This is a genomic window from Flectobacillus sp. BAB-3569 (genome assembly GCF_002270355.1).
Taxonomy (GTDB): Bacteria; Bacteroidota; Bacteroidia; order Cytophagales; family Spirosomataceae; genus Flectobacillus; species Flectobacillus roseus.
This window is the reverse complement of the sequence record NZ_NJFZ01000010.1, coordinates 49,835-72,154: the sequence shown is the minus strand read 5'-3', so window position 1 is coordinate 72,154 and position 22,320 is coordinate 49,835. Positions and strand designations below refer to the sequence as shown.

The 22,320-nt window shown below is 38.9% G+C and carries 16 protein-coding genes, 1 tRNA gene and 1 pseudogene; 2 read left to right on the top strand and 16 right to left on the bottom strand.

Annotated features, from left to right (window positions below):
* The first annotated feature begins 94 nt into the window (after positions 1 to 94).
* Positions 95 to 898, top strand: coding sequence for a ThuA domain-containing protein (locus BWI92_RS11590; protein ID WP_095163426.1), 804 nt, complete (start codon positions 95 to 97; stop codon positions 896 to 898).
* A gap of 118 nt (positions 899 to 1,016) precedes the next feature.
* Here BWI92_RS11590 and BWI92_RS11585 read toward each other — a convergent pair.
* The 5 genes and pseudogenes from BWI92_RS11585 to BWI92_RS11560 all read right to left on the bottom strand — a co-directional run bounded on the left by BWI92_RS11585 (position 1,017) and on the right by BWI92_RS11560 (position 7,932).
* Positions 1,017 to 4,807 (bottom strand): annotated as a pseudogene (locus BWI92_RS11585) (hydantoinase B/oxoprolinase family protein).
* Positions 4,808 to 4,897: 90 nt separating this feature from the next.
* On the bottom strand, positions 4,898 to 5,581 hold the full coding sequence (locus BWI92_RS11580; RefSeq protein ID WP_095163425.1) for a pseudouridine synthase: 684 nt from the start codon (positions 5,579 to 5,581) through the stop codon (positions 4,898 to 4,900).
* Between the two features lie 272 nt (positions 5,582 to 5,853).
* Complete coding sequence (locus BWI92_RS11570) at positions 5,854 to 6,303, bottom strand: GNAT family N-acetyltransferase (RefSeq protein WP_095163423.1); 450 nt, start codon at positions 6,301 to 6,303, stop codon at positions 5,854 to 5,856.
* A 156-nt stretch (positions 6,304 to 6,459) separates the two neighbouring features.
* A complete protein-coding gene (locus BWI92_RS11565) occupies positions 6,460 to 6,678 on the bottom strand; it encodes a hypothetical protein (protein ID WP_095163422.1) in 219 nt (72 codons plus the stop codon).
* A 234-nt stretch (positions 6,679 to 6,912) separates the two neighbouring features.
* Positions 6,913 to 7,932: an RluA family pseudouridine synthase gene (locus tag BWI92_RS11560; RefSeq protein WP_095163421.1), complete on the bottom strand. Its 1,020-nt coding sequence runs from the start codon at positions 7,930 to 7,932 to the stop codon at positions 6,913 to 6,915.
* A gap of 239 nt (positions 7,933 to 8,171) precedes the next feature.
* On the opposite strand from BWI92_RS11560, the gene BWI92_RS11555 reads away from it, so the two are divergent.
* On the top strand, positions 8,172 to 9,137 hold the full coding sequence (locus tag BWI92_RS11555) for a 1-aminocyclopropane-1-carboxylate deaminase/D-cysteine desulfhydrase (protein WP_095163420.1): 966 nt from the start codon (positions 8,172 to 8,174) through the stop codon (positions 9,135 to 9,137).
* A gap of 71 nt (positions 9,138 to 9,208) precedes the next feature.
* Here BWI92_RS11555 and BWI92_RS11550 read toward each other — a convergent pair.
* From BWI92_RS11550 to BWI92_RS11505, 11 genes are all read right to left on the bottom strand, one after another.
* Positions 9,209 to 9,292, bottom strand: a tRNA-Leu gene (locus BWI92_RS11550).
* 165 nt (positions 9,293 to 9,457) lie between these two features.
* The gene (locus BWI92_RS11545; protein WP_095163419.1) at positions 9,458 to 11,116 is read right to left on the bottom strand and encodes a hypothetical protein; all 1,659 of its coding nucleotides are present in this window, start codon (positions 11,114 to 11,116) and stop codon (positions 9,458 to 9,460) included.
* A gap of 94 nt (positions 11,117 to 11,210) precedes the next feature.
* On the bottom strand, positions 11,211 to 13,418 hold the full coding sequence (locus BWI92_RS11540; protein ID WP_095163418.1) for a hypothetical protein: 2,208 nt from the start codon (positions 13,416 to 13,418) through the stop codon (positions 11,211 to 11,213).
* Positions 13,415 to 14,599, bottom strand: coding sequence for a BatA domain-containing protein (locus BWI92_RS11535; protein WP_095163417.1), 1,185 nt, complete (start codon positions 14,597 to 14,599; stop codon positions 13,415 to 13,417). Before BWI92_RS11535 ends, BWI92_RS11540 begins: the two co-directional genes overlap by 4 nt.
* A gap of 39 nt (positions 14,600 to 14,638) precedes the next feature.
* Positions 14,639 to 14,923 carry a hypothetical protein gene (locus tag BWI92_RS28185; RefSeq protein WP_229362986.1) on the bottom strand — a complete coding sequence of 95 codons (285 nt, stop codon included), beginning with the start codon at positions 14,921 to 14,923 and terminating at the stop codon, positions 14,639 to 14,641.
* On the bottom strand, positions 14,920 to 15,498 hold the full coding sequence (locus BWI92_RS11530; RefSeq protein ID WP_229362984.1) for a DUF58 domain-containing protein: 579 nt from the start codon (positions 15,496 to 15,498) through the stop codon (positions 14,920 to 14,922). Before BWI92_RS11530 ends, BWI92_RS28185 begins: the two co-directional genes overlap by 4 nt.
* 89 nt (positions 15,499 to 15,587) lie before the next feature.
* Positions 15,588 to 16,574 (bottom strand): AAA family ATPase, encoded by a 987-nt coding sequence (locus BWI92_RS11525; RefSeq protein ID WP_409024748.1) that lies wholly within the window; start codon positions 16,572 to 16,574, stop codon positions 15,588 to 15,590.
* Between the two features lie 108 nt (positions 16,575 to 16,682).
* Positions 16,683 to 17,297 carry a DUF4159 domain-containing protein gene (locus BWI92_RS11520; protein WP_095163416.1) on the bottom strand — a complete coding sequence of 205 codons (615 nt, stop codon included), beginning with the start codon at positions 17,295 to 17,297 and terminating at the stop codon, positions 16,683 to 16,685.
* A 230-nt stretch (positions 17,298 to 17,527) separates the two neighbouring features.
* Positions 17,528 to 18,868, bottom strand: coding sequence for a TldD/PmbA family protein (locus tag BWI92_RS11515; RefSeq protein WP_095163415.1), 1,341 nt, complete (start codon positions 18,866 to 18,868; stop codon positions 17,528 to 17,530).
* Positions 18,869 to 18,910: 42 nt separating this feature from the next.
* Positions 18,911 to 20,551, bottom strand: a complete 1,641-nt coding sequence (locus tag BWI92_RS11510) for a TldD/PmbA family protein (protein ID WP_095163414.1) — start codon at positions 20,549 to 20,551, stop codon at positions 18,911 to 18,913.
* Positions 20,552 to 20,980: 429 nt separating this feature from the next.
* Positions 20,981 to 22,297 carry a TldD/PmbA family protein gene (locus BWI92_RS11505; protein WP_095163413.1) on the bottom strand — a complete coding sequence of 439 codons (1,317 nt, stop codon included), beginning with the start codon at positions 22,295 to 22,297 and terminating at the stop codon, positions 20,981 to 20,983.
* Positions 22,298 to 22,320 lie beyond the last annotated feature (23 nt).

Below are 22,320 nucleotides of genomic sequence, written 5' to 3'. Positions count from 1 at the left end.
AAACAACTCTATATCAAACACTTAATCCAATATAGGATAAGTACTTTTATACATCAGTATAATTTCAACAAACCCAATTGATTAATCTAAAACTATGAAATTTTTAATCACCCTACTCTTCACTTTCTTTAGTGTGCAAATCACTATTGCTCAAAAGTTTAAGGTCTTGGCATTTTATACAGGAAAGAATGATTTGGCGCATATCAGTTTTGTGAAAGAGGCCAACACTTGGTTTGGGCAACTAGCCAAGGAAAAAAAGTTTAGTTACCATGCTACCAGCAATTGGGACTCTTTAAATACTGAAGTGTTAAAATCAGTAGATGTTGTATTATTTCTGGATACTCGACCTGAGCAACCTGCGCAAAGGGAAGCATTTGAAAACTACATGAAAAATGGTGGTGCTTGGTTAGGATTTCACTTTGCGGCGTTTGCACTGGACAAGTCTGCCTATCCTCAAAACTGGGATTGGTATCATAATCAATTTTTGGGAGCAGGACAATATGAAGGAAACACTTGGAGACCCACTTCGGCCATTTTGAAAATGGAGAAAAAGGGGCATCCTAGTTTAAAGAAATTAGAAAAAGAGTTTACCACTGCGCCCAACGAATGGTATAGCTGGGAACATGATTTACGTCAAAATCCTGATATTGAGATTCTATTAGCTATTTCTGAGAAAAGTTACCCATTGGGAACAGGCCCCAAAAATCATGAAATTTGGTATTGTGGATATTATCCTGTGATGTGGACTAACAAAAAATATAAAATGGCATACATCAATATGGGACACAACGATATGGATTATGAAGGCGGAACAAACGCTACATTATCATATCAATTTGCCAATCAAAACTATCGTCTGTTGATTACAAATACGCTGTTGTGGCTAGGTAAGAAATAATCTTTTAATACTGTCTAACACTACTGGTTCAAGACTTAGTCTTGGACTTTTTTTTGAACAGTTTAAAACTGAACCCACAACTAGTTCGAGACAAAGTCTCGAACTAGTTGTGGGTCAATCAAGCTATTGAATTCCCGTAGCCCCCTCCCCCTGGCGTCTTCATGATCAGCCTATCTCCTATTTCCAATTCGGCACCATCAACTCCAGCCAATAAGATTTTTTCGCCAGATGCTTTCAAAATAAACTGTTCACCACACTGTCCATTCTCTCCACCATTTATTCCATAAGGTGCATATTTTCGATGCTGAGTCAAAATAGATAGCTTCACAGGTGCTAAAAAGAGAAAGGCACGAGTGATACCATTTCCTCCTCGATATTGCCCATTTCCACCTGAGCCTTCACGAATGCCAAAAGATTCGAGACGAACAGGATAGCGCTTTTCTAATATTTCAGGGTCAGTTATTCGGGTATTGGTCATGTGCGTATGAACTCCAGATGTACCATCAAATCCATTGCCAGCTCCACTTCCACCACAAATGGTTTCGTAATACCCAAACGAATCGTTACCAAAAAGAGTATTATTCATCGTACCCTGTGAACAAGCCATAATTCCAAAAGCTTTGAACAAGGTATCTGTTAAACGTTGACTAAGTTCCACATTACCGCCAACTACCGCAGGGCATTCTTCTGGATTTTCTGAAAAAATAGGACTCAATAACGTATTATTCGGAATAACTAATTCGGCAACTCTCAACAATCCATCATTGAGAGGAATATTACTCTGTAACAAAACTCTAAGCACATATATTACCACCGAATTAACAATTGCCTCATTAGCATTCAAGTTCCCTTGGTGAACACCAGAAGTGCCCGTAAAATCTATCAAACAACGCCCCTCTTTCAAGGTCAAATTTACTTCAAGTCGGGTATCGTCATCGAGTAGCTCGACAGCATGATATGCTCCATCAGGGAATTTTCGCAAACGCTCAAGCATTTTCTCAGCAGAATAAATCTTGAGTAAGTTCATGTAATAATGCACACGATCAAGGCTATGTTCCTCTACTAATTGCTGAAGTGCCAACTCTCCGTTTTTGATTGAGGCTAAAGCCGCATTCAAATCTGCTAAATTTTCATCAACTGCTCTCGAAGGATATGGCGCATTTTGCAGTAATTCTGTTATTTCTGTCCAATCAATTTTTCCATTTTTTGATAAAAAACTGGTGAAATCACAACGCCTTCTTCTGCTAAATTTTTGGCATCGGGTGGCATCGAAGCTGGCCGAATCCCTCCTATTTCTGAATGATGACAGCGGTTTACTACATAGCCAATCAGTTTATCCCCATGTTTAGTATAAACGGGTGCTATCAGCGTTACATCAGGCAAATGAGAGCCTCCAAATTTGGGATGGTTTGTAATAACGATATCCCCCTTTTTAAGGGTAACTTGAGCTAAAAGTTTTCTTACACATACACCCAAACTCCCCAAATGCACAGGGATATGTGGCGCATTGGCGATGAGTTCGGCGTGGTGATCTAGTAAGGCACACGAAAAATCAAGACGTTCTTTTACATTGACCGAAAGCGAAGTCCTCTGTAACAAAACACCCATATTGTCTGCAATAGACATAAAGCGATTCGTAAAAAGCTCGAGTTGGGTTATATCTTGTTCTGTAGAAATGACTTTTTCCTGTAAAACAGTATCAATCTTAGTCAAAATAGCGGCGCCGTTATTGGACAATTGTAACTCCCAGCCTTTCTCAACAACAGTTGTACTAAATCGATCGAGTAGTAAAGCAAAACCTGTAATTACTGAACCCTCCTCTAATTGTTCACGTAGAAAAACTGAAATTTCTTGCCACTGTCCATCCACCCAAGCTTGTATCGTATGTGAGGGGATAGCTTGCTTTTTCGTCAAAACTACTCGACTTTTTTCTTCAAAAGTATCTTGCTTTTGAGCTGCAATCAAACGGATATTCTCTACCTCAATGGCACGATTTTCGGTCCAGTGACCATAAATTTGACGATACTTTTCTTCAAATGTTTGAATACTTTTCTCGAAACCCTCCCACTCTATTTCCAAACTTGCATCTTGTCCCTTCAGGCGTAAATAAATATATCGATGTTTAATATAGCTTTGATGAGGTTCTATACCATCTTTCTTCAGTTCGATCATAGCTTTTGTTGCCAAATCTTGATATTTTTTATCTAACTCTTTATCAAGATTTTCATCATAAATCTCCAAAACCGATGCCTCTGCAAAACGCTCTACTTGCGCCTGCGATATGCCGTAAGCCGACAATAAACCAGCATCCAGCGGTAATAGTATTTTTGAAATACCCAATAATTCAGCTATTCCACACACATGCAAGCCACCTGCTCCACCAAAAGCCACAAGCGCATAATCAGTAGTGGCATATCCTTTGGCTATGGATATCTTCCGAACAGTTTCTGCCATTTTCTCATTGGCAATAGCTCTAAAACCCTCCAATATCTCCTCTGCTTGGGGACGAGTTCCTGTATTATTTTCGATGCTTGATAGAATTTCTTCCAAACGCTTTTTAGCACCATCCACAAACACAGGTATGCCAAACTGTGTACTATCCAGACGTCCTAATAACAAATTGACATCTGTAATCGCTAAAGGTCCACCAGCGCCATAACAAGCGGGTCCTGGCCATGAGCCAGCACTTTCGGGACCAACACTCAATTTATATCCATCATAAGCACAGATAGACCCACCACCTGCGGCTACCGTCTCGATGGCCAAGGCTGGGCTAAAAATTTGGGCATTCCCAATTTTTTGGATAAACTGATATTCAAGTTCATGGTCATAACGAGCCACATCGGTACTTGTACCGCCCATATCAAAGGCGATAAATTGGTGGATACCAGCTTTCTGAGCCACTTTAGAAGCCCCTACTACACCACCCGCAGGACCTGAAAAAAGACTATCTTTGGGATGAAAAGCATCATATCTAACTAAACTCCCTGCGCTAGTCATTACCTTCATATTGCCTTCCCCAACTTTGGAAGCAATATTGCTCAAATAACTATGAATCACAGGTGATAAATAAGCATTGACCACCGTAGTTTCGGCACGTTGTTGAAACTTGATTTGTGAACTTAATTCTGTGGAGATATGGATAAACTCAAAATGTGGACTTAAAGCCTCTTTGAGCGCAATTTCATGAACAGGATTTCGATAAGAGTTTTTCAAACAAATTGCTACAGATTCTATTTCAGCAACCTTAAGTTTTTGAACTAGCTCGTCGATAGTTGTAGTATCTATTGCTTGTAAAACTTCACCATTGGCGTCTGTTATCTCCGAAATCTCTTCGACCAAGGCATACAAGGGTTCAGGACGCTCGATTTTCATCGCAAAAATATCAGGTCGAGCTTGGTTACCAATAACCAACAAATCCTTAAATCCTTTGCTCACGAGAAAAGCCGTCTTTGCACCCTTCAATTCCAACAAAGCATTAGTCCCTTTGGTAGAACCTACACGCAATTCGATGGAAGGAAAAGCCTCATGTAAAGCTGTTTCAGTAATGAGTCTTGCGCCCAATACTGGCGCTTCTTCGAAGGCAGTGAGCGCAAAGTTTTTTCCAATCAAATCAGTCGGGATTGGTAGCTCAAGCGTCAATATTTTTTCCTTAAAATCATAAGATACAACCTTCGACTCAAATGATTGGTCGAGGCTATATAACTGGTAACCTGACAAAATATCTTTTGACAAATACCATGATTCCTTAATTTTGAGGCACTTTTCAGATACTACGGCTACGGCTTGCCCACGCAAAGTACCATTGGATAAAATCTTTTTTCGGTATATTTTTCCTTCGGAATCCGTTGCTATGCAATCAGTGAATGTTCCTCCAGTATCTATTGACACATTGTAATGCAAAGACATCTTTCGATTGGGGATTTGGGATTTTTGATTTCGGATTTGGAGTCTAGCTCATTCATATCCGATGATTTATTAGTCTGATGAAAAAGTCACCTATAATGCGCCTATCAACTCTCCAACTTCTCGGTATTCATTAGGTTGTAAGTCACCTAGATGGACTTGATCTATTCTTATTCTTTTGAGAGACAAAACTTCGTAATCTAGTTTGTAACACATTCGACGTATTTGCCTATTGAGGCCTTGAACTAGAATAATTCTGAAATTGTACTCATCAATGGCCTCTACCAAACATGGGAGCGTTGTTTGTCCCATAATCGTAATGCCGCTAGACATTTGCTGAATAAAAGAGGCTGTAATCGGCTTATCAACCTTTACGATATATTCCTTTTCGGTTTGATGCTCTTTGCGGAGTGTTTTATCAAAAACTCTTCCATCGTTGGTGAGCAGTAAAAGTCCTTCTGATGCTTTATCGAGACGACCGACAGGAAAGAGTTTTTCTTCGAAAGGTAAAATAGCTTGCAAATTATCTGGTATAGCTTGGTTGAGTGTTGTTTCTATTCCAACAGGTTTATAAAAAGCGATATAATACAGTTTTTTTTCTTCTCGTAATATTTCACCCTCGCAAATAATCTCCTCAAAGGGCTGTATTTCTACATTTTCAAATACCTGTTTACTCGCCACCCTACACGCACCAACTGAAATAAGCTCAAGCGCTTTTTTATTGGAAATCTGTAAGCGTTTTACTAAAAAATATTGAAGTCTATTCCTAAAAGTCATGGCTTTGTATTGGACGGGTTCTATGCTTTGGCTATCGGCTTTTGGCTATCGGCTCTGGGAAAAACTTTTTGGTATTTAGACTTTTTCATTGGATTTTTTAAAAAACAGTTGAAAACTGTTGAAAAAATGAGTCCAAGACTAAGTCTTGAACTAGTAGAGATTCCTTTGGATTGCGGATTTGGGATTTCGGAATTTTACAGACTAGTAATAACTCCGAAATCCAAAATCCGCAATTGTTATGAAACTCTTGCCTAAACCCTCTTCCCTATTCCCTAATAATCAATATGCACATTAATCCAACCTGCATCGAAGCGGGCGCCAAATTTTTTATAGAAATTAATCGCAGGTTCATTCCAATCTAGGACTTGCCACATCAAACCCGTACAGTTATTTGCCTTAGCAATATCAAAAGTTCCTTCCAAGAGTTTTTCACCTACGCCTTTCCCACGCATTTTTTCACGAACTACCAAGTCCTCCAAATACAAACGTTTGCCTTTCCAAGTAGAATAACGGTAGTAATACAGCGACATACCTACCACTTCACCATCTACTTCAGCAAGGATTGCCCCATAAACAGGGTTTTCACCAAATCCGTCGATATACATTTGTTCTACGGTATTAGTTACCTGTTCAGGAGCTTTTTCGTATACTGCCAACTCCATAATCAAGTCAAACATCACTGGGAGGTCGTCAGGAGTAAATTTTCTTATAATAACAGACATTGAGGAATGGTTTTAGGAAATAAAGAAAGACTGAATATGCTCTGTTGAAAGTCTATTTATTTCTATGATGATTTTTCAAATATAATAAAAAAGTCAGTTGCGAGGCTTTTACCTAACAACTGACTAAGCTAACATTTTTAGACAAATGAAATTTTTCTAAAAATTGTAAATAATATCTCCATTCAATCCGATAAAAATCCAACCTTTTTGCTCCAAATCGCGCAAGAGGTTATGAGGATTTTGTGGAGGTTGCATATCCACGAAAAACGTGGCAATGTAGTTTTTTAAGGACTTGGCCTTTTTAGGTCTTTTAGCTCGTTCGATGCCTGCTAAATAATCGACTAAATCTTCTGTTTCGGTAACAAAGGTATTCATGGCTTTACAAGAACAAATTGTTAAGAACTCAAAAAATCGTGTAAATATGAGTAAAAATCTATTTACACATTAACTAAAAAATCAGAAAAACTTTTCAGAAAATAATCAATACTATTTTAGCGATGCTTCATGAATAAGTGTCAATACTCTATTTTAAATAAGATATTTCTCGAATAATAAACCCTTATTACGATGAAAAGTATCCGCTTTGAATTACAAAATAATAAAAAAAAACTATTCGTTGTTCACGTATTTCTCCCATTTTTCAAGCAGATTTTGCATATCTTCAGGTAATTCTGAATCAAATTGCATAAACTTTCCAGAAGTGGGATGAATAAAACCGAGCGATTTTGCATGCAAAGCATGACGAGGGCAAATCTTAAAACAATTTCCTACATATTGCTCATATTTAGAGAACAAAGTTCCTCTCAAAATTCTATCACCTCCATAAGTGCTATCATTGAAAAGAGGATGCCCAATATGCTTGAAGTGCACACGAATTTGGTGAGTACGTCCCGTTTCGAGATTACATTTTACTAAGGACACATAACGTAGGTTTTTCAAAACTTTGTAGTGTGTCACGGCATGTTTACCAACCGAACCATCTGGAAATACTGCTCGAATTTTTCGGTCTTTTATACTACGACCAATATGCCCTGTAATGGTTCCTTCTTCATTCTTGAGTTCACCCCAAACTAAGGCATAATACGTACGCTCGATGCTATGGTCAAAAAACTGTTTAGCCAAATGTGTCATGGCATAATCGTTTTTGGCAATTACGAGCAAGCCCGATGTTTCCTTATCGATACGGTGTACCAAGCCAGGGCGTGCCTCCCCATTACGATGGGTGGGCAAATTTTGAAAATGATATACCAAAGCATTCACCAGTGTACCCTCCCAATGTCCAAAAGCAGGGTGAACCACCATTCCAGCAGGCTTATTAACCACCAACAAATCGTCGTCCTCATAAACGATATCCAAAGGAATATTCTCAGGCTCGATACCACCTTCGCGCGGAGGGTGAGGCAACGATACCGTAATAACATCAAAAGGTTTTACTTTATAACTTGCCTTAGTTACAATATCATTGACTTTTACGAGACCTAAATCTATGCCGTTTTGAATCTTGTTTCGAGTGGCATTTTGCATTCGCATCATCAAGTATTTATCAAGACGCACAAGGTCTTGACCTTTTTCTACTACAATTCGATGATGTTCGTATAATTCTTCTTCGTCTTCTTCCAGTTCTTGCATAATTTCGTGTTTTCAAATACAAAATTATTAATTTTTAAGAAAGAAAACCTGAATAAGTTGCGAAGCAAATCTTATATCGAAAAAACAACAAACCAAATTGCTGAAAATCAGCAATATACTCTTTGTTTTAGTTATTCTAAAAAGGCAATTGAGCTATAGGAAACTACTTTCATCAGGATGAAAATCAAGATATTTTTATCGAAATTTCACTCCCAAACCCAACATTTTAGATTTTGAATATGCCAATTTCCTCATCATTTGATCTTCCTGTTTCTCCAATACATACAATTTTTTATCCTGTTTTAGAAAAAGCAGGTGTCCAATTGATTTTGAAACGCGATGACTTAATTCATCCAAGTATTTCAGGAAACAAATGGCGAAAAATGAAGTATAATTTGGTAGAAGCCCAACAGCAAGGCGCCAGACAGCTCATTACTTTTGGAGGGGCTTATTCAAATCATATCTATGCCACTGCCTCCGCAGGGAAAGTTTTTGGGTTTGATACACTAGGAATCATTCGTGGTGATGAACTAAACCCACAATCGAGTCCAACCTTGCAATATGCCGCCGAAAATGGAATGCAGTTCAGGTTTGTAAGTCGAACAGCTTATCGAGATAAAGAGGAGATTTTAGAACAATTGAAGCAGGAAAATGTAGCTTTAGAAAAAGCCTATTACTTACCCGAAGGTGGTAGCAATCATTTAGCTTTAAAAGGTTTAGCAGAATTGAGTCAAGAAATTTATCAACAAACCCAACCTGACTATATCGTTTCGGCAGTCGGTACGGGCGGTACCATTGCAGGCATACTTGCTTCGAGTAAAGCACCGACTCAAGTTATCGGAATAACGGCACTTAAAGGAGCAATCTCTGGACTTTTGAATGATATTCAAGACCTCCTTTCCGAAAACTCTACCATTGATTTTACGCGCTTTGCCCTACTCGACGCCTATCATTTTGGTGGATACGCAAAACATACTCCTGTATTACTAGACTTTATCCGACAACTTGAAAGCTACAATCCAAACCTCCAACTCGAACAAGTCTACACAGGCAAAATGCTGTATGGCATCATCGATTTAGCGGAAAAGGGATTTTTCAAGAAAGGGAGTCAAGTCGTGGCAGTGCATACTGGCGGTTTGCAGGGAAGAAATAATACACTACGAAATAATACCCGATTGAATTACAATACTACGCAGATCAGATGAAGATATCACCAATAGAAGTTCAGGTAGAAAAAGAGCAAAAAAAGAGGAACAAATTTCTTTGTTCCTCTTAGTACCCAGAGCCGGAGTCGAACCGGCATGCCAATGAAGGCATTGGTGTTTGAGACCAACGCGTCTACCAATTCCGCCATCTGGGCATTTGGTATTCAAGTAAACTTGAATGCGAATCGTTGTTCTGTCGTTTCGTGATGCAAAGGTAGAGAGTTTTTATTTATCCTCCAAATCTCTCCACAAGAAAAATCAATAATTATTTTCTTCCGTATCGTAAAAAAATAGCTTTTTTATCTATTCCAAGGGCTTTTTTACCATTTTGGTTCTACCCATAAAACCGTAAGAATGAATAGAATAAGCCCCCACCAAAGCCAAGGAGAAAGGCTAGATTGTCGGGCAATTGAGAGATCTATATTTTTTTGTTTTTTTTCTGAAAAATTATTTCCAACATACATTTTTAGTCGTTGCAAATACGCTAAATCCTGTGTTGAGTCTTCGACATATACTGATAAACTATCAAAAAGTGGTTGCCAACCCGTTTTCGTAAATCGGTAATTTTGGTACTCGTTCTGCGAGTTCAATGACGACACCGATGGTTTCAGCGTATCTTCTCCGACTTGCCAATCTACATTTTTCTTAAGAGTATTCAACCTGATTTGTGTGGGAATATCGACAAATACAGGAGCGTTCACTTGTACCGATATTGGTTCGGAAGGAAGAACAGCCTCTAAGGTGGAAGCCCAAATTTTGTTATAGGTAACACTATCGCCGCTAAGCATCAAAGGATAAGTTTCGTTAAGCAAACTAAGTCCTACTCTCCCCTTTTGGCGTTGTACGGCAATGGGATATTCCTTCAAGCTTTTCTGCCAAGTATTGGGTTGTATTTGATAAGGTAAGGCTGTCAAATCATTGGATAATTGGATAGCTTCTTGTGTTGAGCTTTTTGTTAGTCGCCATTGTGTTCCCAACGCCTGATTGATGATACGGGTTTCTGTTTCGGGATTGGTTAAATTGATGATTAAAACGCTTTTGTTTTCGCCCAATACTTTCTTGACTCTGGCATCGGCGGCTAAGCTAGGATCTGTCACAATCAAATCGTAGGATTTAATACTTTGCTTAGTATTGATTTGAAACTGATTTTGGGTATTCTTCGCTACTTTAGTCCAAATTTCTACTTTATATCCTCGTTTGCCCATCCAGTCGGCCAAGGTTTTACTTTCAAAATCGGGGTTACTTTGCAATACCAAAACGCTTTTAGTGGGTTTTTCCATTACCGCAAAATGGATAGGCTGTAAAAGCTTTTTACCAAGCCACAACTCACATTTGGCTTTTCCCTTAACAAAAGCTGGAAAGATAAGGTTAAAATCAATCAAGCCTTTTTTGAGCATAAGACTATCCAACACTTGTTCTCCAATTTTCAGGCTTAACACTTGTTTTTGCTCACTCAATATTTTACCACTCACACGTTGTAAATCTCCTCTGTACAAAACCCCTTCCCAACGGATAGAATGAAGCTGATTACTATTCCAAGCTGGTAGCCATTTCCATTCTTTATCGAGCAATTGATTGAGCAAAGTTGACTCAAAATGTGTTCCAGCCAAATAAACAGTACCTATTTGGGTAATCCAAGCTGGATGCTCGTTAATGGCTTGTAGTAATTCTTTTTCTGTAAAACTTTCAGCTATATGAAGGCTATCTTGCCAATGTTGAAGGTTTGTATGTGGTATATTTTGTTGATAAATTAAAATCTGATTTGAATCGGAAGAGCGTGTAAAAGTGGGTTGTAAAATCCAGCCCAATATGCTTATCCAAAGTAAAAAATTGAGCAATACTTTTATACGCCATCTTCCTTTTGAGCGATTTCGACCAAGGGCTATTATTTGTACTATTCCCATAATCAACACAGCTACCAATAAGATTATATTGGATGCAGTATTGAGTTGGAATTGAAAGTTTATCTGTAAAATCATCTGGTTTTCAATATTTTTCTGTAGAGACTTTGCGTGCTATTTCCTATAGATTTTTGATTTATCTACTTGAAGACCTTGCACGAAAGGTCTCTACCTAATTGTTTGCCCAATTTTTAAAAAAGGATTTTTCCAATCTTTTTTCAGATACGTTGCCTTGTGGCGTTGCTGATGACGGTTTGGGTAAATCTGTATTGAGTAAGGCAAAAATGCGAGTGTTCAGGCGTTTGGCTTGTATGGAATCTAAAACTTTTCCGCTGGCCAGTTTTTGTAAATCCGACAAAATACTCCATTGATTTATGCCTGTATTTAATACCTTCTGGCTCAATGCCATACTCAATGCAAGCACCTTTTGTTTTTGCAAACCATTGAGCGATTTTTCTTCTTGTAAATAGCCCATTACTTCGGCTGCCAAAGCCGTTAATTGTGCTTGAGAAAGATTTCTTGCATAACTAAATTTTGCATTAAACTTAGTTAACTCTCCCGATAAGCGTTTTTCTTTTTCCTTGATTGGAGGCGGATCGAAGCTTGTCTTTTTGGCAAAAGTTCGGGCTTTGTGTTGGGCTGCTTTCAAAAATTCTAGCGCTTTTTTCTCATAAGGCAAGGCCTTTTCTGGCTCATACATACGCAAATGTAGTTCGGATTGCCACATTTGTTCTAGTGAAGATTTCAGCAAACTTCTGGTTGACTGTTCGTAAAAGGTATTTGCCTCACCATCATCATGCGAGTGTACATAATCAGCCAACATACTGGCCAAAGGGTCTTTATTGTCGTCATTTGACTGTTCATGATGATGATGATGCTCTTCCTCATGTTTTTCAGCTTGGTCATGTTCATGCTCGCCTTCATCGTGTGCATGACGAAAACCTTTTAGAATATCGCCATCTTTGTCAGCATTGTCTGGCAGGGGATTGCCTCCTCCTATCGAATTTTCGAACTCTTCACCCAAATATTGTCCGTATCTCAAACGCAGCGTTTTTTGGTCAAACCCAATCTCGTTAGAAGCACTTTTAAACTCCTTGTCTGCTATTTTTTTACGTTTGGCAATCAGTTTTTCAGTATCAATAATAATCTGTCTTTGACTTCTGAAATACTCAGGCATGATATTCATGGCCATCGTTGCCAAATCTGATTCTTCTGCCTTAGTGGTATCCTTATAAACAATAAAATAGGTATCTGATTTTGTAAAGTTTGGCTTTGGACGACGGTTATCTTTAGCTGCCCAATAATAATACAATTCGTCTCCTGGGGTAAAATTGAGTGATTTTAAGTCAATAGATTTACTCAATTGTGATGATTTGAATGCCTTTTGTGTGATAGGCATTTTTACTTCACGAAACTTTACATTTTCACCACTACCTCTTGCCAAAGTCGCAATCATATACACTTCATTTACCATAAAATCATCCGAAACCTTGGCATTCAACTGTACTGTTTTAGGATCTTTGAGATAATGAAAACTATACAATTCTTTGCTACTAGGTTCTATTTTAGGCGCAGCGTCTGGCAGTGCTTCCAAACGGTAATAGTCTGAAGCATAAATCAATGAGTCTTTCCAATAAGCTTTTATGGCATACAATCCTGAGCTCAACAATTGGTCTTGATAGACATACTTATCTTCTTTCAGGGTAAAAGGAAGTTCAGCTCCTCTGGCATTACTGAGCTTTACTTTGAGTTGATCTTGGTGTGAAAATGACAACTGCCAAGTCAAATTTGAGCCTACAATAGCTGAAGCATTTAGTTGCTCGGATTGTACCGTTTTCAAACCAGTATAAGCTGGTGGAACAACTGTTAAAAGTGCTTTTTCAAATTGGGGTGGTATGGCTGGCGTATCTTTTTTTCCAGAAACAATTTCTGTCAAAGACTTTTCAGAAAGTTTTTGAACAAAAGATTGGTCAAACAAAACGGTCAATAAAATCGATGCAGCAACAGCTCCTAAATAATACCATAAGTGATGCGTAAAAACCCAAGGTGTTTGAATATTACCTTTTTCAAGCAATCGATTGAGCTGAAGCTGCTCAGCAATATTGAGCTCGTTTTTCGCTAATAAGTCTAGGCTATATTCGGTATTATCGATTTTTTGATGCACCAAGCGAATCGCTTGTTGGTGTTTTGTGGAAAAAAAGCCTTTCCAAAAAGACCAAGCCGAGGCAACGACAAAAGACAAAGCCCATGTCCAGATGGCATCGGGGAAGTAATAATGAAGCCAAATAGCCATTACGCCGAAAACGGATAGCCCTCTGAGCAAATCCTCGGTATGCAATTGCCATTTAACTTTTGATATGATTTGAAAAAAAGGATTCATACGTTTCGGTGAATTGCGAGCCAGCGCTCAAGACTAAGCAATAAAACCAAGAGAGTGATTAATACTGCGGTAAACCATTCTGTTTCGAGCGGTTTGACTAATTTTTGTTCCTTAAACAAGGCTTTCAACTGGCGATTTGAAATAGTATTATTCTCAGCTTTTATTCCTTGAAAGTTCAGAATTTTCTCTAATAACCATGCAGGAAATTTTCCCTCAAATACCGCATCATCAGTTTGAGGATTCATAGAGCCTGACCATTCTATTACATTAGACGCCAAGGACTTTTGCGAATGCTTATCACTTTCAGGAATCAAGTATAATACTTCAGGATTTAGCACTTGAGGGATTTGACTAGTACAAACTAATTGTGCTTGCTCCTTTTGTTCTTTATCCAAAAGTTGAATCGGAAGTTGATACACTTCTTCAATTGCTTTCAAACTAGCCTTCAACGTTTTCTGAGCATATTCAGAAGTTGAAATCCAAACTTTCAAAGCGCCTTTTTGTACTATTTCTAGATTATTGGCGGTTACTATTCCTAATTGTCTTTCGGGATTTATACCTACATTTTTCTGTCCATCTACTTGCCAAACCTTTGCTTGATGTTGCCTAGTACTATCAGAAATAGCATGTAAATTCAGTGGAGTTGAGTGATAAATTACGGGTAAATTTGTCAATGACTGTTGGTTCACCACATACATTTCCACAGACTGCTTTGGATACTTTTTCCCTAAGTCAATAAGTGCATTTTGTAATACTCTTGCCTCTATAATTTCTTTAGGTTGTTCAGACAAATCTTTCAGTTCACTGGGAGAGTTTTCTATCCAAAAACAAGGTTCACCTTTTTTGAGAGCCTCCTCTATTTCAAATCGAAAGTTATTGGTAACCAATGTGTTCGGCTCTATCAGATGGATTTTAGAGAAGGAGGAAGACGTTTGAAAAGTATTCCAAAGTGGCTTGGCTAAAGCTAAGCATAGCAAAAGGACAATCGCCAAACGCAAGATTAATAGCCAAATGTTATCAAGGCGTATTCCTCTAGCTTGCTGTAAGTTTTTCTCGCTTAACCACTGAGTTGCAGCCCAATCTAGCCGTTTTCCTTGTTTCTGATGCCAGAAATGTATCAGAATCGGAATCGCTAGACCAAACAAGCCCCAAAGCAATGTTGGCGTATTAAAATCTATCATTAGAATAGTCAAAATTTGAAAGTTCAAAATCAGCTTGATTTATGTTACATCAAAGTATCTCTCGGATAATACCTGCGATAGGGTCTTTGAGACTGATTTTTTCCAGTAAACAAAAGGCACTTTTAAATCTGATTCGATTTGTGACAAAAACGATTCGGCATTGGCTTTGACTTCTGCTTTAATTTGCTCTGCCTGAAGTTCCACTTCTTGTCCTGTTTCCAAATCTTTGAAGCGGTAAAATCCTTTTAAGTCAAAATCTAGCTCATGTTGTCCAAGTACCTGAAAAACATAGATTTCTCGTCGTGGATTCGCTAATTTTTTCAATAACTGAATCCATTCATTATCCAATTGTAAAAGGTCTGATGCAAAAAAAGTATCTCTTTTTGTTTTTGCTGAAAAACAGGAAAGCTCTTCGTATCGCTTGTCCATTTTCCAGATGCTTCTGCTTTTTCCAACGCGTACAATATTCGTTGAAAAGCCTGTTTACCTGAAGCTACCAACGTATGTACTTGGTTGTCTTTCAGCACATATAAACTCAGTTGATCGCCTTGTCGAAAACCCATGTAGGCAATCGAAGCCAACAGTATTTTGCAATATTGCAGTCGACTTACACCCTCTTCGGTATAATTCATCGACCCCGAAAGGTCAAGTACAAAACGGATATGATAATTACTTTCGGTAGAAGACTCTCGCACCAAATGTTTTTGAGTACGAGCAAAAAGTTTCCAATCTATGCGTTTGGGATCGTCTCCTATTTCATAATGTCTATATTGCTCAAATTCAATCCCATAGCCGTATCTTTTACTGGCGTGAATCCCTAACATTAGTTCCTCACTTACCAATTTGCTGGCTAATTGGAGATTGGTAATTTTTACTAATTCGGAACTGAGTAAAGCCATTCTTTGAGTTGTGAGTGATGAGTTTTGAGTGATGAAATACAGCTTGTCCTTCAACTCTTTAGCTCAATGATTATCCATTTATCATTATTCTATTTTCCTGAAAGCATAGCTTTGATTACATCATCAGGAGCGATACCTTCGGCTTCTGCACGGAAATTGAGAGAAATACGGTGGCGCAAAATAGGATAAGCTAGTGTATGGATATCCTCAGGAATAACAGCAAAACGTTCATTTAACACGGCACGGGCTTTGGCACATAACACCAAGGCTTGTCCCGCACGTGGACCAGCACCCCAATCGCACCATTCTTTCACAAAAGCCGAGCTTGTAGTATCAGGACGAGTACTTCTTACGATGCGATTGACTTCCTCTATCAATTCATCACTGATGTGTACTTGACGCGTTAGTTTTTGTAAATCCAAAATATCTTTATCGTTCATGACGGCTGATAAAGTCGGTTTTCCAGAACCAGTGGTGCTTTTTAATACTTGTAATTCTTCAGCTTCGGAAGGATACCCTAGTTTGATATACAACAAAAAGCGGTCGAGTTGTGCCTCTGGTAGTGGATAAGTTCCCGCTTGTTCGATCGGGTTTTGTGTAGCAATAATGAGGAATGGTTTTGGCAAATCGTAGTTGGTACCCGCATAAGTCACTTTATATTCCTGCATGGCTTCGAGCAAAGCTGCTTGCGTTTTGGGTGGCGTACGGTTAATTTCATCGGCTAAAACGATATTGGCAAAAATAGGTCCTTTACTAAATTTAAAGAACTTCTTGCCTGTTTCGTGGTCTTCCTCCAAAATCTCAGTACCAACAATATCGCCTGGCATTAGGTCTGGCGTAAATTGGATACGTTTGAATTGCATTTCGAGCGCCTCAGAAATCGTTTTTACCATGAGAGTTTTGGCCAAACCCGGCACACCTTCGAGTAGACAGTGTCCACCCGCCAAAAGGGAAATGATGATTTCATCGATAGCCTCCTCTTGTCCGATAATAACTTTTGCGATTTCCTTTTTGAGAAGCGGTAATTTGCTTACCAAAGATTTATAATACTGAAGCTCTTTTGTTTCCAGTGTCATTTGTTAATGAAAATATAGTGAGATGGCTCTATTTGTTTAGCCATTAATTGTCGTAATTGAGAGTGCTCATCATTAGCAATTTTGCCTTTGAGAAAGATTCTTAAAATCTTACATGGTCAAAGCATAGTTGATGATATTGACGCCAAATTTGGTATTATCCTCGGCAAGCCAGCGTTTATTGCGAAAATCATAATCCCATTCGCAACCGTAGTCTTTGTTGCTATACAATACGCCAATACGTCCGTTGATTGTTACCGCTTTGAGATAATCATGAACAAGGTCGTCGCCCCAGCCATTGAGTTCAAAGCTGGTAGTTGGCGGACCTTCAAATTCGAAGAAACATCTATAAATTTCGTGAGTATTAGGAATCTTTTGAAGGGCTTTTTGTCCGAAAGTTTTAGCCATTTCTTGCTCAAATGACTTTGCAAATAGCCCATCAATATCGTGATTACAATCGTCTACAAATACAAATCCACCGTTTTGTACATATCGGTGAAAAATATCTCTTTCTTTACTCGAAAACTCTACTAATTTATGACCACTCAAATAGCAGAAAGGGCTTTTAAAAATCTCGTTGCTACTCAATAAAACCACTTTTTCCTTTTCATCAATTGGAATAGTGGTGTACTCAACCAACGAATTAAGCAGATTGGAGGGCATTCGTTGATCGGTATCCCAGTCGCCTGAGTTATATTGAATACGAGTAAATACAAATGGTTTCATAATTTTGAGAGTCGTGATACTGTAAGGGCTTTGGGCTTTGGGCTTTGGGCTTTGTGCTTAAGAAAATTTGAATTCTTTGATTTTCTACTCAAATTTTCTCTATTTTCTAAAAACTATTGTGGATTTGAGATTTCTGATTTCGGAAATATAAAAACCTCTATTTTATATCGTAATATCCTAGAAAGTCTCTTTTACTTCCGAAATCAAAAATCAGAAATCCGACATCATTACTACACTGCATCCGACAATGATGAGAACGTAAATTCACGAATCTTCATTGGTGGTACCATATAGTTGGCGTTTGATTCAGTACTTACAACACGCTCTGTTTTACCCAACATCTCTAGGTTGTTCAACATAATGATTGGGCTTTCGTTGAAGCGGAAGTTTTTTACTGGATACTTAATTTTTCCATCTTCTATCAAGAAAGTACCGTCACGTGTTAGACCTGTTTGTAATAGAGTCTGCGGGTCAACAGGGCGAATGTACCAGAGTTTTGTAACCAAAATACCTCGTTTTGTACTCTTAATCATTTCTTCGAGCGTGGCAGTCCCCCCTTCCATAATCACATTACTTGGAAATGGTAAAGGCTTTACTTTTTTCTGTTGTGCCCAATAGCGAGAATAGGCTAGGTTTTTGACCACACCTTTTTCTATCCAAGTCACTTTTTCTTGTGGTTGACCATCACCTGCCCAAGGAGCACCAGGAAGCGCTGGATAAGCAGGGTCAGAGAAAATTGTGACACGTTCGTCGACAATCTTATCGCCTATTTTGGTTTTCCCACCTTGTTTACTAAAAAACGAACGACCTTCGTCGGCGCTACGAGCATCCATATCAAAATAAATGCTTTCGAGCAATACCGCTGCGGCTGTTGGTTCGAGGATTACCGTGTATTTACCAGGCTCTAATGCTTTGGCATTTTTAGAACCCATTGCTTTTTGCATCGCAATTTTGGTAGCAGCCACTGTATCCAATTTTTTAACGTCGTTGTACCCTCTAGTTACATAACCCGAACCTGTACCGTCCTCTGTACGAACGGTCAGGGAGAAATTAATACCTGAGTCTTTATAATAAGCAAACAATCCTTTAGAATTCATCATGGCAGAAAAGCCTTTTTGATCTTCCAGAAAGCCTGCCGCTACTAATTTTTGTGCACGAGCCAACTCCAGACTTTTGAAGACCATCTCTGCACGAGTATCAGGATTGATATTCGCTGTATCTTCTATGTATCCTAATGAGTGACTTTTATATTGCTGTGGTCCCAAAAGTCCTACATATTCAGGATTTTCTGGGGCAAGGCGAGCTAATTCTTCTGAGCGACGAACTACTTTTTCTAAAGAAGCATCATCAAACTCGTCGATGGTGGCCACACCTACTTTTTTACCAAATGCAGATTGTACTTGTAAATTCTGATTGATTAATGCACCACTAGTTGATACCTCGTTGCGTGCATATCGAATATTGCCACGAATGTTTCCTAACAAATTAGCCTCACATTCGTCGGCTTTTGAATAGCTCATCACCTTTTTTAACAAGGCTTTTGCTTCTTCTTCGGTTAATATTACAGACATAGTTTTCTTGAGAAGTTAAATTGGATTAAAGCTTGGTTGCTACTAGATTTTACGAGCTGTATTAATGACATTTACGCCATTGAAACGAGCCGTTGAACTACCATGTGATACAGCACTAGATTGAGAAGGCTGACCTTTTCCGTCGAAGAACGAACCACCTAAACGGTAATCACGATCGTCACAAATCTTGGCACAAGAATTCCAGAACTCTTGCGTGTTAGATTGGTAAGCTACGTCTTTGAGCATACCCACGATTTTTCCATCTTTAATTTCATAGAATAACTGTCCACCAAATTGGAAGTTATAACGTTGCTGGTCAATAGAGAACGAACCATCACCAATGATATAGATACCCTTTTTAACGTCCTTAATCATTTCGTCTACCGACAATGGTTCTTTGCCTGGAGCAAGTGAAACGTTTGCCATACGTTGGAACTGAACAGAAGACCAGCTATCTGCATAGCAACAGCCGTGCGATTCAGTTTCGCCAATGATTTTTGCTTGATCACGAATAGCTTGATAGTTTACTAACTTACCATCTTTGACCAAATCCCATTGTTTGGTTTTTACGCCTTCGTCATCCCAACCTACAGCACCCAATGAACCTACTTGAGTTTTATCAGCAAAGAAGTTTACGATATTGCTACCATAGTTGAAGTTTTTACTCTGCCATTTGTCTAAAGTAGCGAAAGAAGTGCCTGCAAAGTTTGCTTCGTATCCCAATACACGGTCAAGTTCGAGCGGGTGTCCTACTGACTCGTGGATGGTCAACCAAAGGTGAGATGGGTCTAGAATCAAGTCATATTTTCCTGCTTCCACTGACTTAGCGGCCAGCTTTTGCTTTACCTGTTGCGAGGCTGCGATGATGTCTTCCATCATATCATAGCCTTTGTTATAACGAGTAGTTACACCTGTTATCTTATCTTTAGGGTTGGTTTGAAGGTATTCATAACCCATACCCGAAGGAGCACTCAAAGTCTGACGATTTTCGAATTTACCCGTTTTAGGATCAATGGCCGTTACCGTAAATACTGGCCAGATACGATGTACATCTTGGTCGATATACGAGCCATCAGATGAAGCGAAGTATTTTTGTTCATTTACCAAAAACAAAAGAGAGTTAACATAATTTGCGCCATTTTTCATAGCAGCATCATTAACACCCAACAACAAATCTACCTTTTCCTGAATAGGCACTTCAAAAGCATTTTTTTGGATAGGCGCTTTCCAGCTTACTTCACCAAAACCCTTTTGTGGTGCAAGTTCTACAGGCTGACTCATCAGTTTTGCATTCGCTTTTGCAATGGCCACTGCTTGCTCGGCAGCTCTAGCTGTATCTGCCTCTGTTTTGGCATCTACCACAGCCGCAAAACCCCAACAACCATTGGCAATGACACGTACACCTACACCATACGACTCGGTGTTGACGATGTTTTGCACTTTGTCTTCACGAGTAATCACAAACTGATTGAGATAACGACCAATACGAACATCCGTATAAGTTGCACCTTTTGCCTTGGCAGCATTGAGGGCTGCATCTGCCAAACGTTTTTTCACGGCTACATCGATACCTTCATTGAGAAAGGATTCGGCAGCAACGGACCTGCCCATAATCGGAATATTAGGAAGCATCATTGCTCCTAAACCTAGACCCGACATCTGGATAAAATCTCTTCTTTTCAAGTTTTTTTTAGTTTATTAATTGAAAAATCGTTTAAAAGAGGCCTTCTCTCAATTTTTTGTAAGTAGTTATTTGTTAAATGTTTATCTGTTAATAGAAAGAGGAAATCATCAATCATCGTATAAATCGTGGATGACTTGATTTTTTACACTTATGGATACTTCCATATAACAAATCAACTTCTAACAAATAACCTATTAAGACTTCAAACGCTTACAAAAGGCAATAAGAGCCTAATTGAGAGGTTTTCCCAATCTTAATTTACCAAAATTTCAAGAAGATGCCCAGCTAGCCAATGGCTGATTTTGATGAATGGCTTTTTTTCGTTGTAAGCGGAAAAGGTTTTCGGCAATGAGATATTGGCTATCAGCAATCAGCTTTTGGTTATGTAAAGCTGACTGCCGACAGCTGATAGCTAAAGGCTATAATACCTATACTGCATCCGATAAGCTACTGAAGGTAAAGTCACGGATTTTGAGAGGTGGCACTAATGACCCACCAATACGAGTTGGCTTGCCCATAGCCTCAAGGTTGTTGAGCATAATCACCGGACTTTCGTTGAAACGGAAGTTTTTGATTGGGTATTTGATTTGACCATTCTCAATATAGAAAGTACCATCACGTGTAAGACCTGTATATAATAAGGTCTGAGGATCTACCGCACGGATATACCAGAAGCGTGTTACAAGTATACCTTTATCTGTACCTTTGATCAAGTCGGCCAAAGATTCTGTACCGCCCATCATGATAAAACCACCTGGGTTTGGTACAGCTTTTACCCCTTTTTTCTCAGCCCAGAAACGAGAATAAGTAAGGTTTTTTACCACACCATTTTCAATCCAAAATACTTTTTCTTGCGGACGACCATCACCAGCAAATGGAGAACCCGGAATTTCGATGTTCATTGGATCTGAGTAAATATTTACTCTTTCGTCGAAGAGTTTTTCGCCTAAACGAATACCTCCTCCTTTTTTACTCAAGAAACTACGACCTTCATCGGCGTTACGTGCGTCCATACTTCTCATCATATTCTGAAGCAAATCAATAGAAGCCGCTGGTTCGAGAATTACGGTGTATTTACCTGGTTCCAAAGCACGAGCAGATGTCGAAGCCATTGCTTTTTGCATCGCTATCTCTGTTGCTTGCTTGGTACTTAATTTAGAAACATCGTTGAAATCACGAATGGCATAGCCTGAACCCAGACCATCGGCAGTACGTACTGTTATAGAGAAATCTACCGAAGTAGCTTTGTTGTATCCAAAAAGTCCTTTGCTATTGCCAATGGCATTAAAACCTGTGCGATCTTCCATATAACCCGCAGCAGTCAAGTTTTTCTTGCTACAAGGGTCGATACTATCAAATGCAGCATTGGCACGATAATCTGGAGAAATATCAGCTGTTTTTTGAGAGAAGCTAGCTGGATCCAAATATTGTTGTGGACCTAATGCTGGAACAAACTCAGGGTTTTCTGGTGCTAAACGAGCAATTTCTTCGGCGCGTCTTACGGCTTTTTCCAAAGATTTATCGTCGAATTCGTTGATGGTAGAGGTACCCGAACGCTTGCCAAATACTGCTGTAATAGAGAGTGATAAGTTGTATGATTCTCCACTCGTCGAAACCGAGTTACGAGCATAACGGATATTACCCGTGCGACCTCCTGAAAGTGCCACACTCATCTCGTCAGCTTTTGAAAAAGACAAAACCTTATCTATGATTTTTTTAGCTTCTTCTTTCGTTAAAATCGTCATTGTTGATGCTGTTTAAGGTAAGT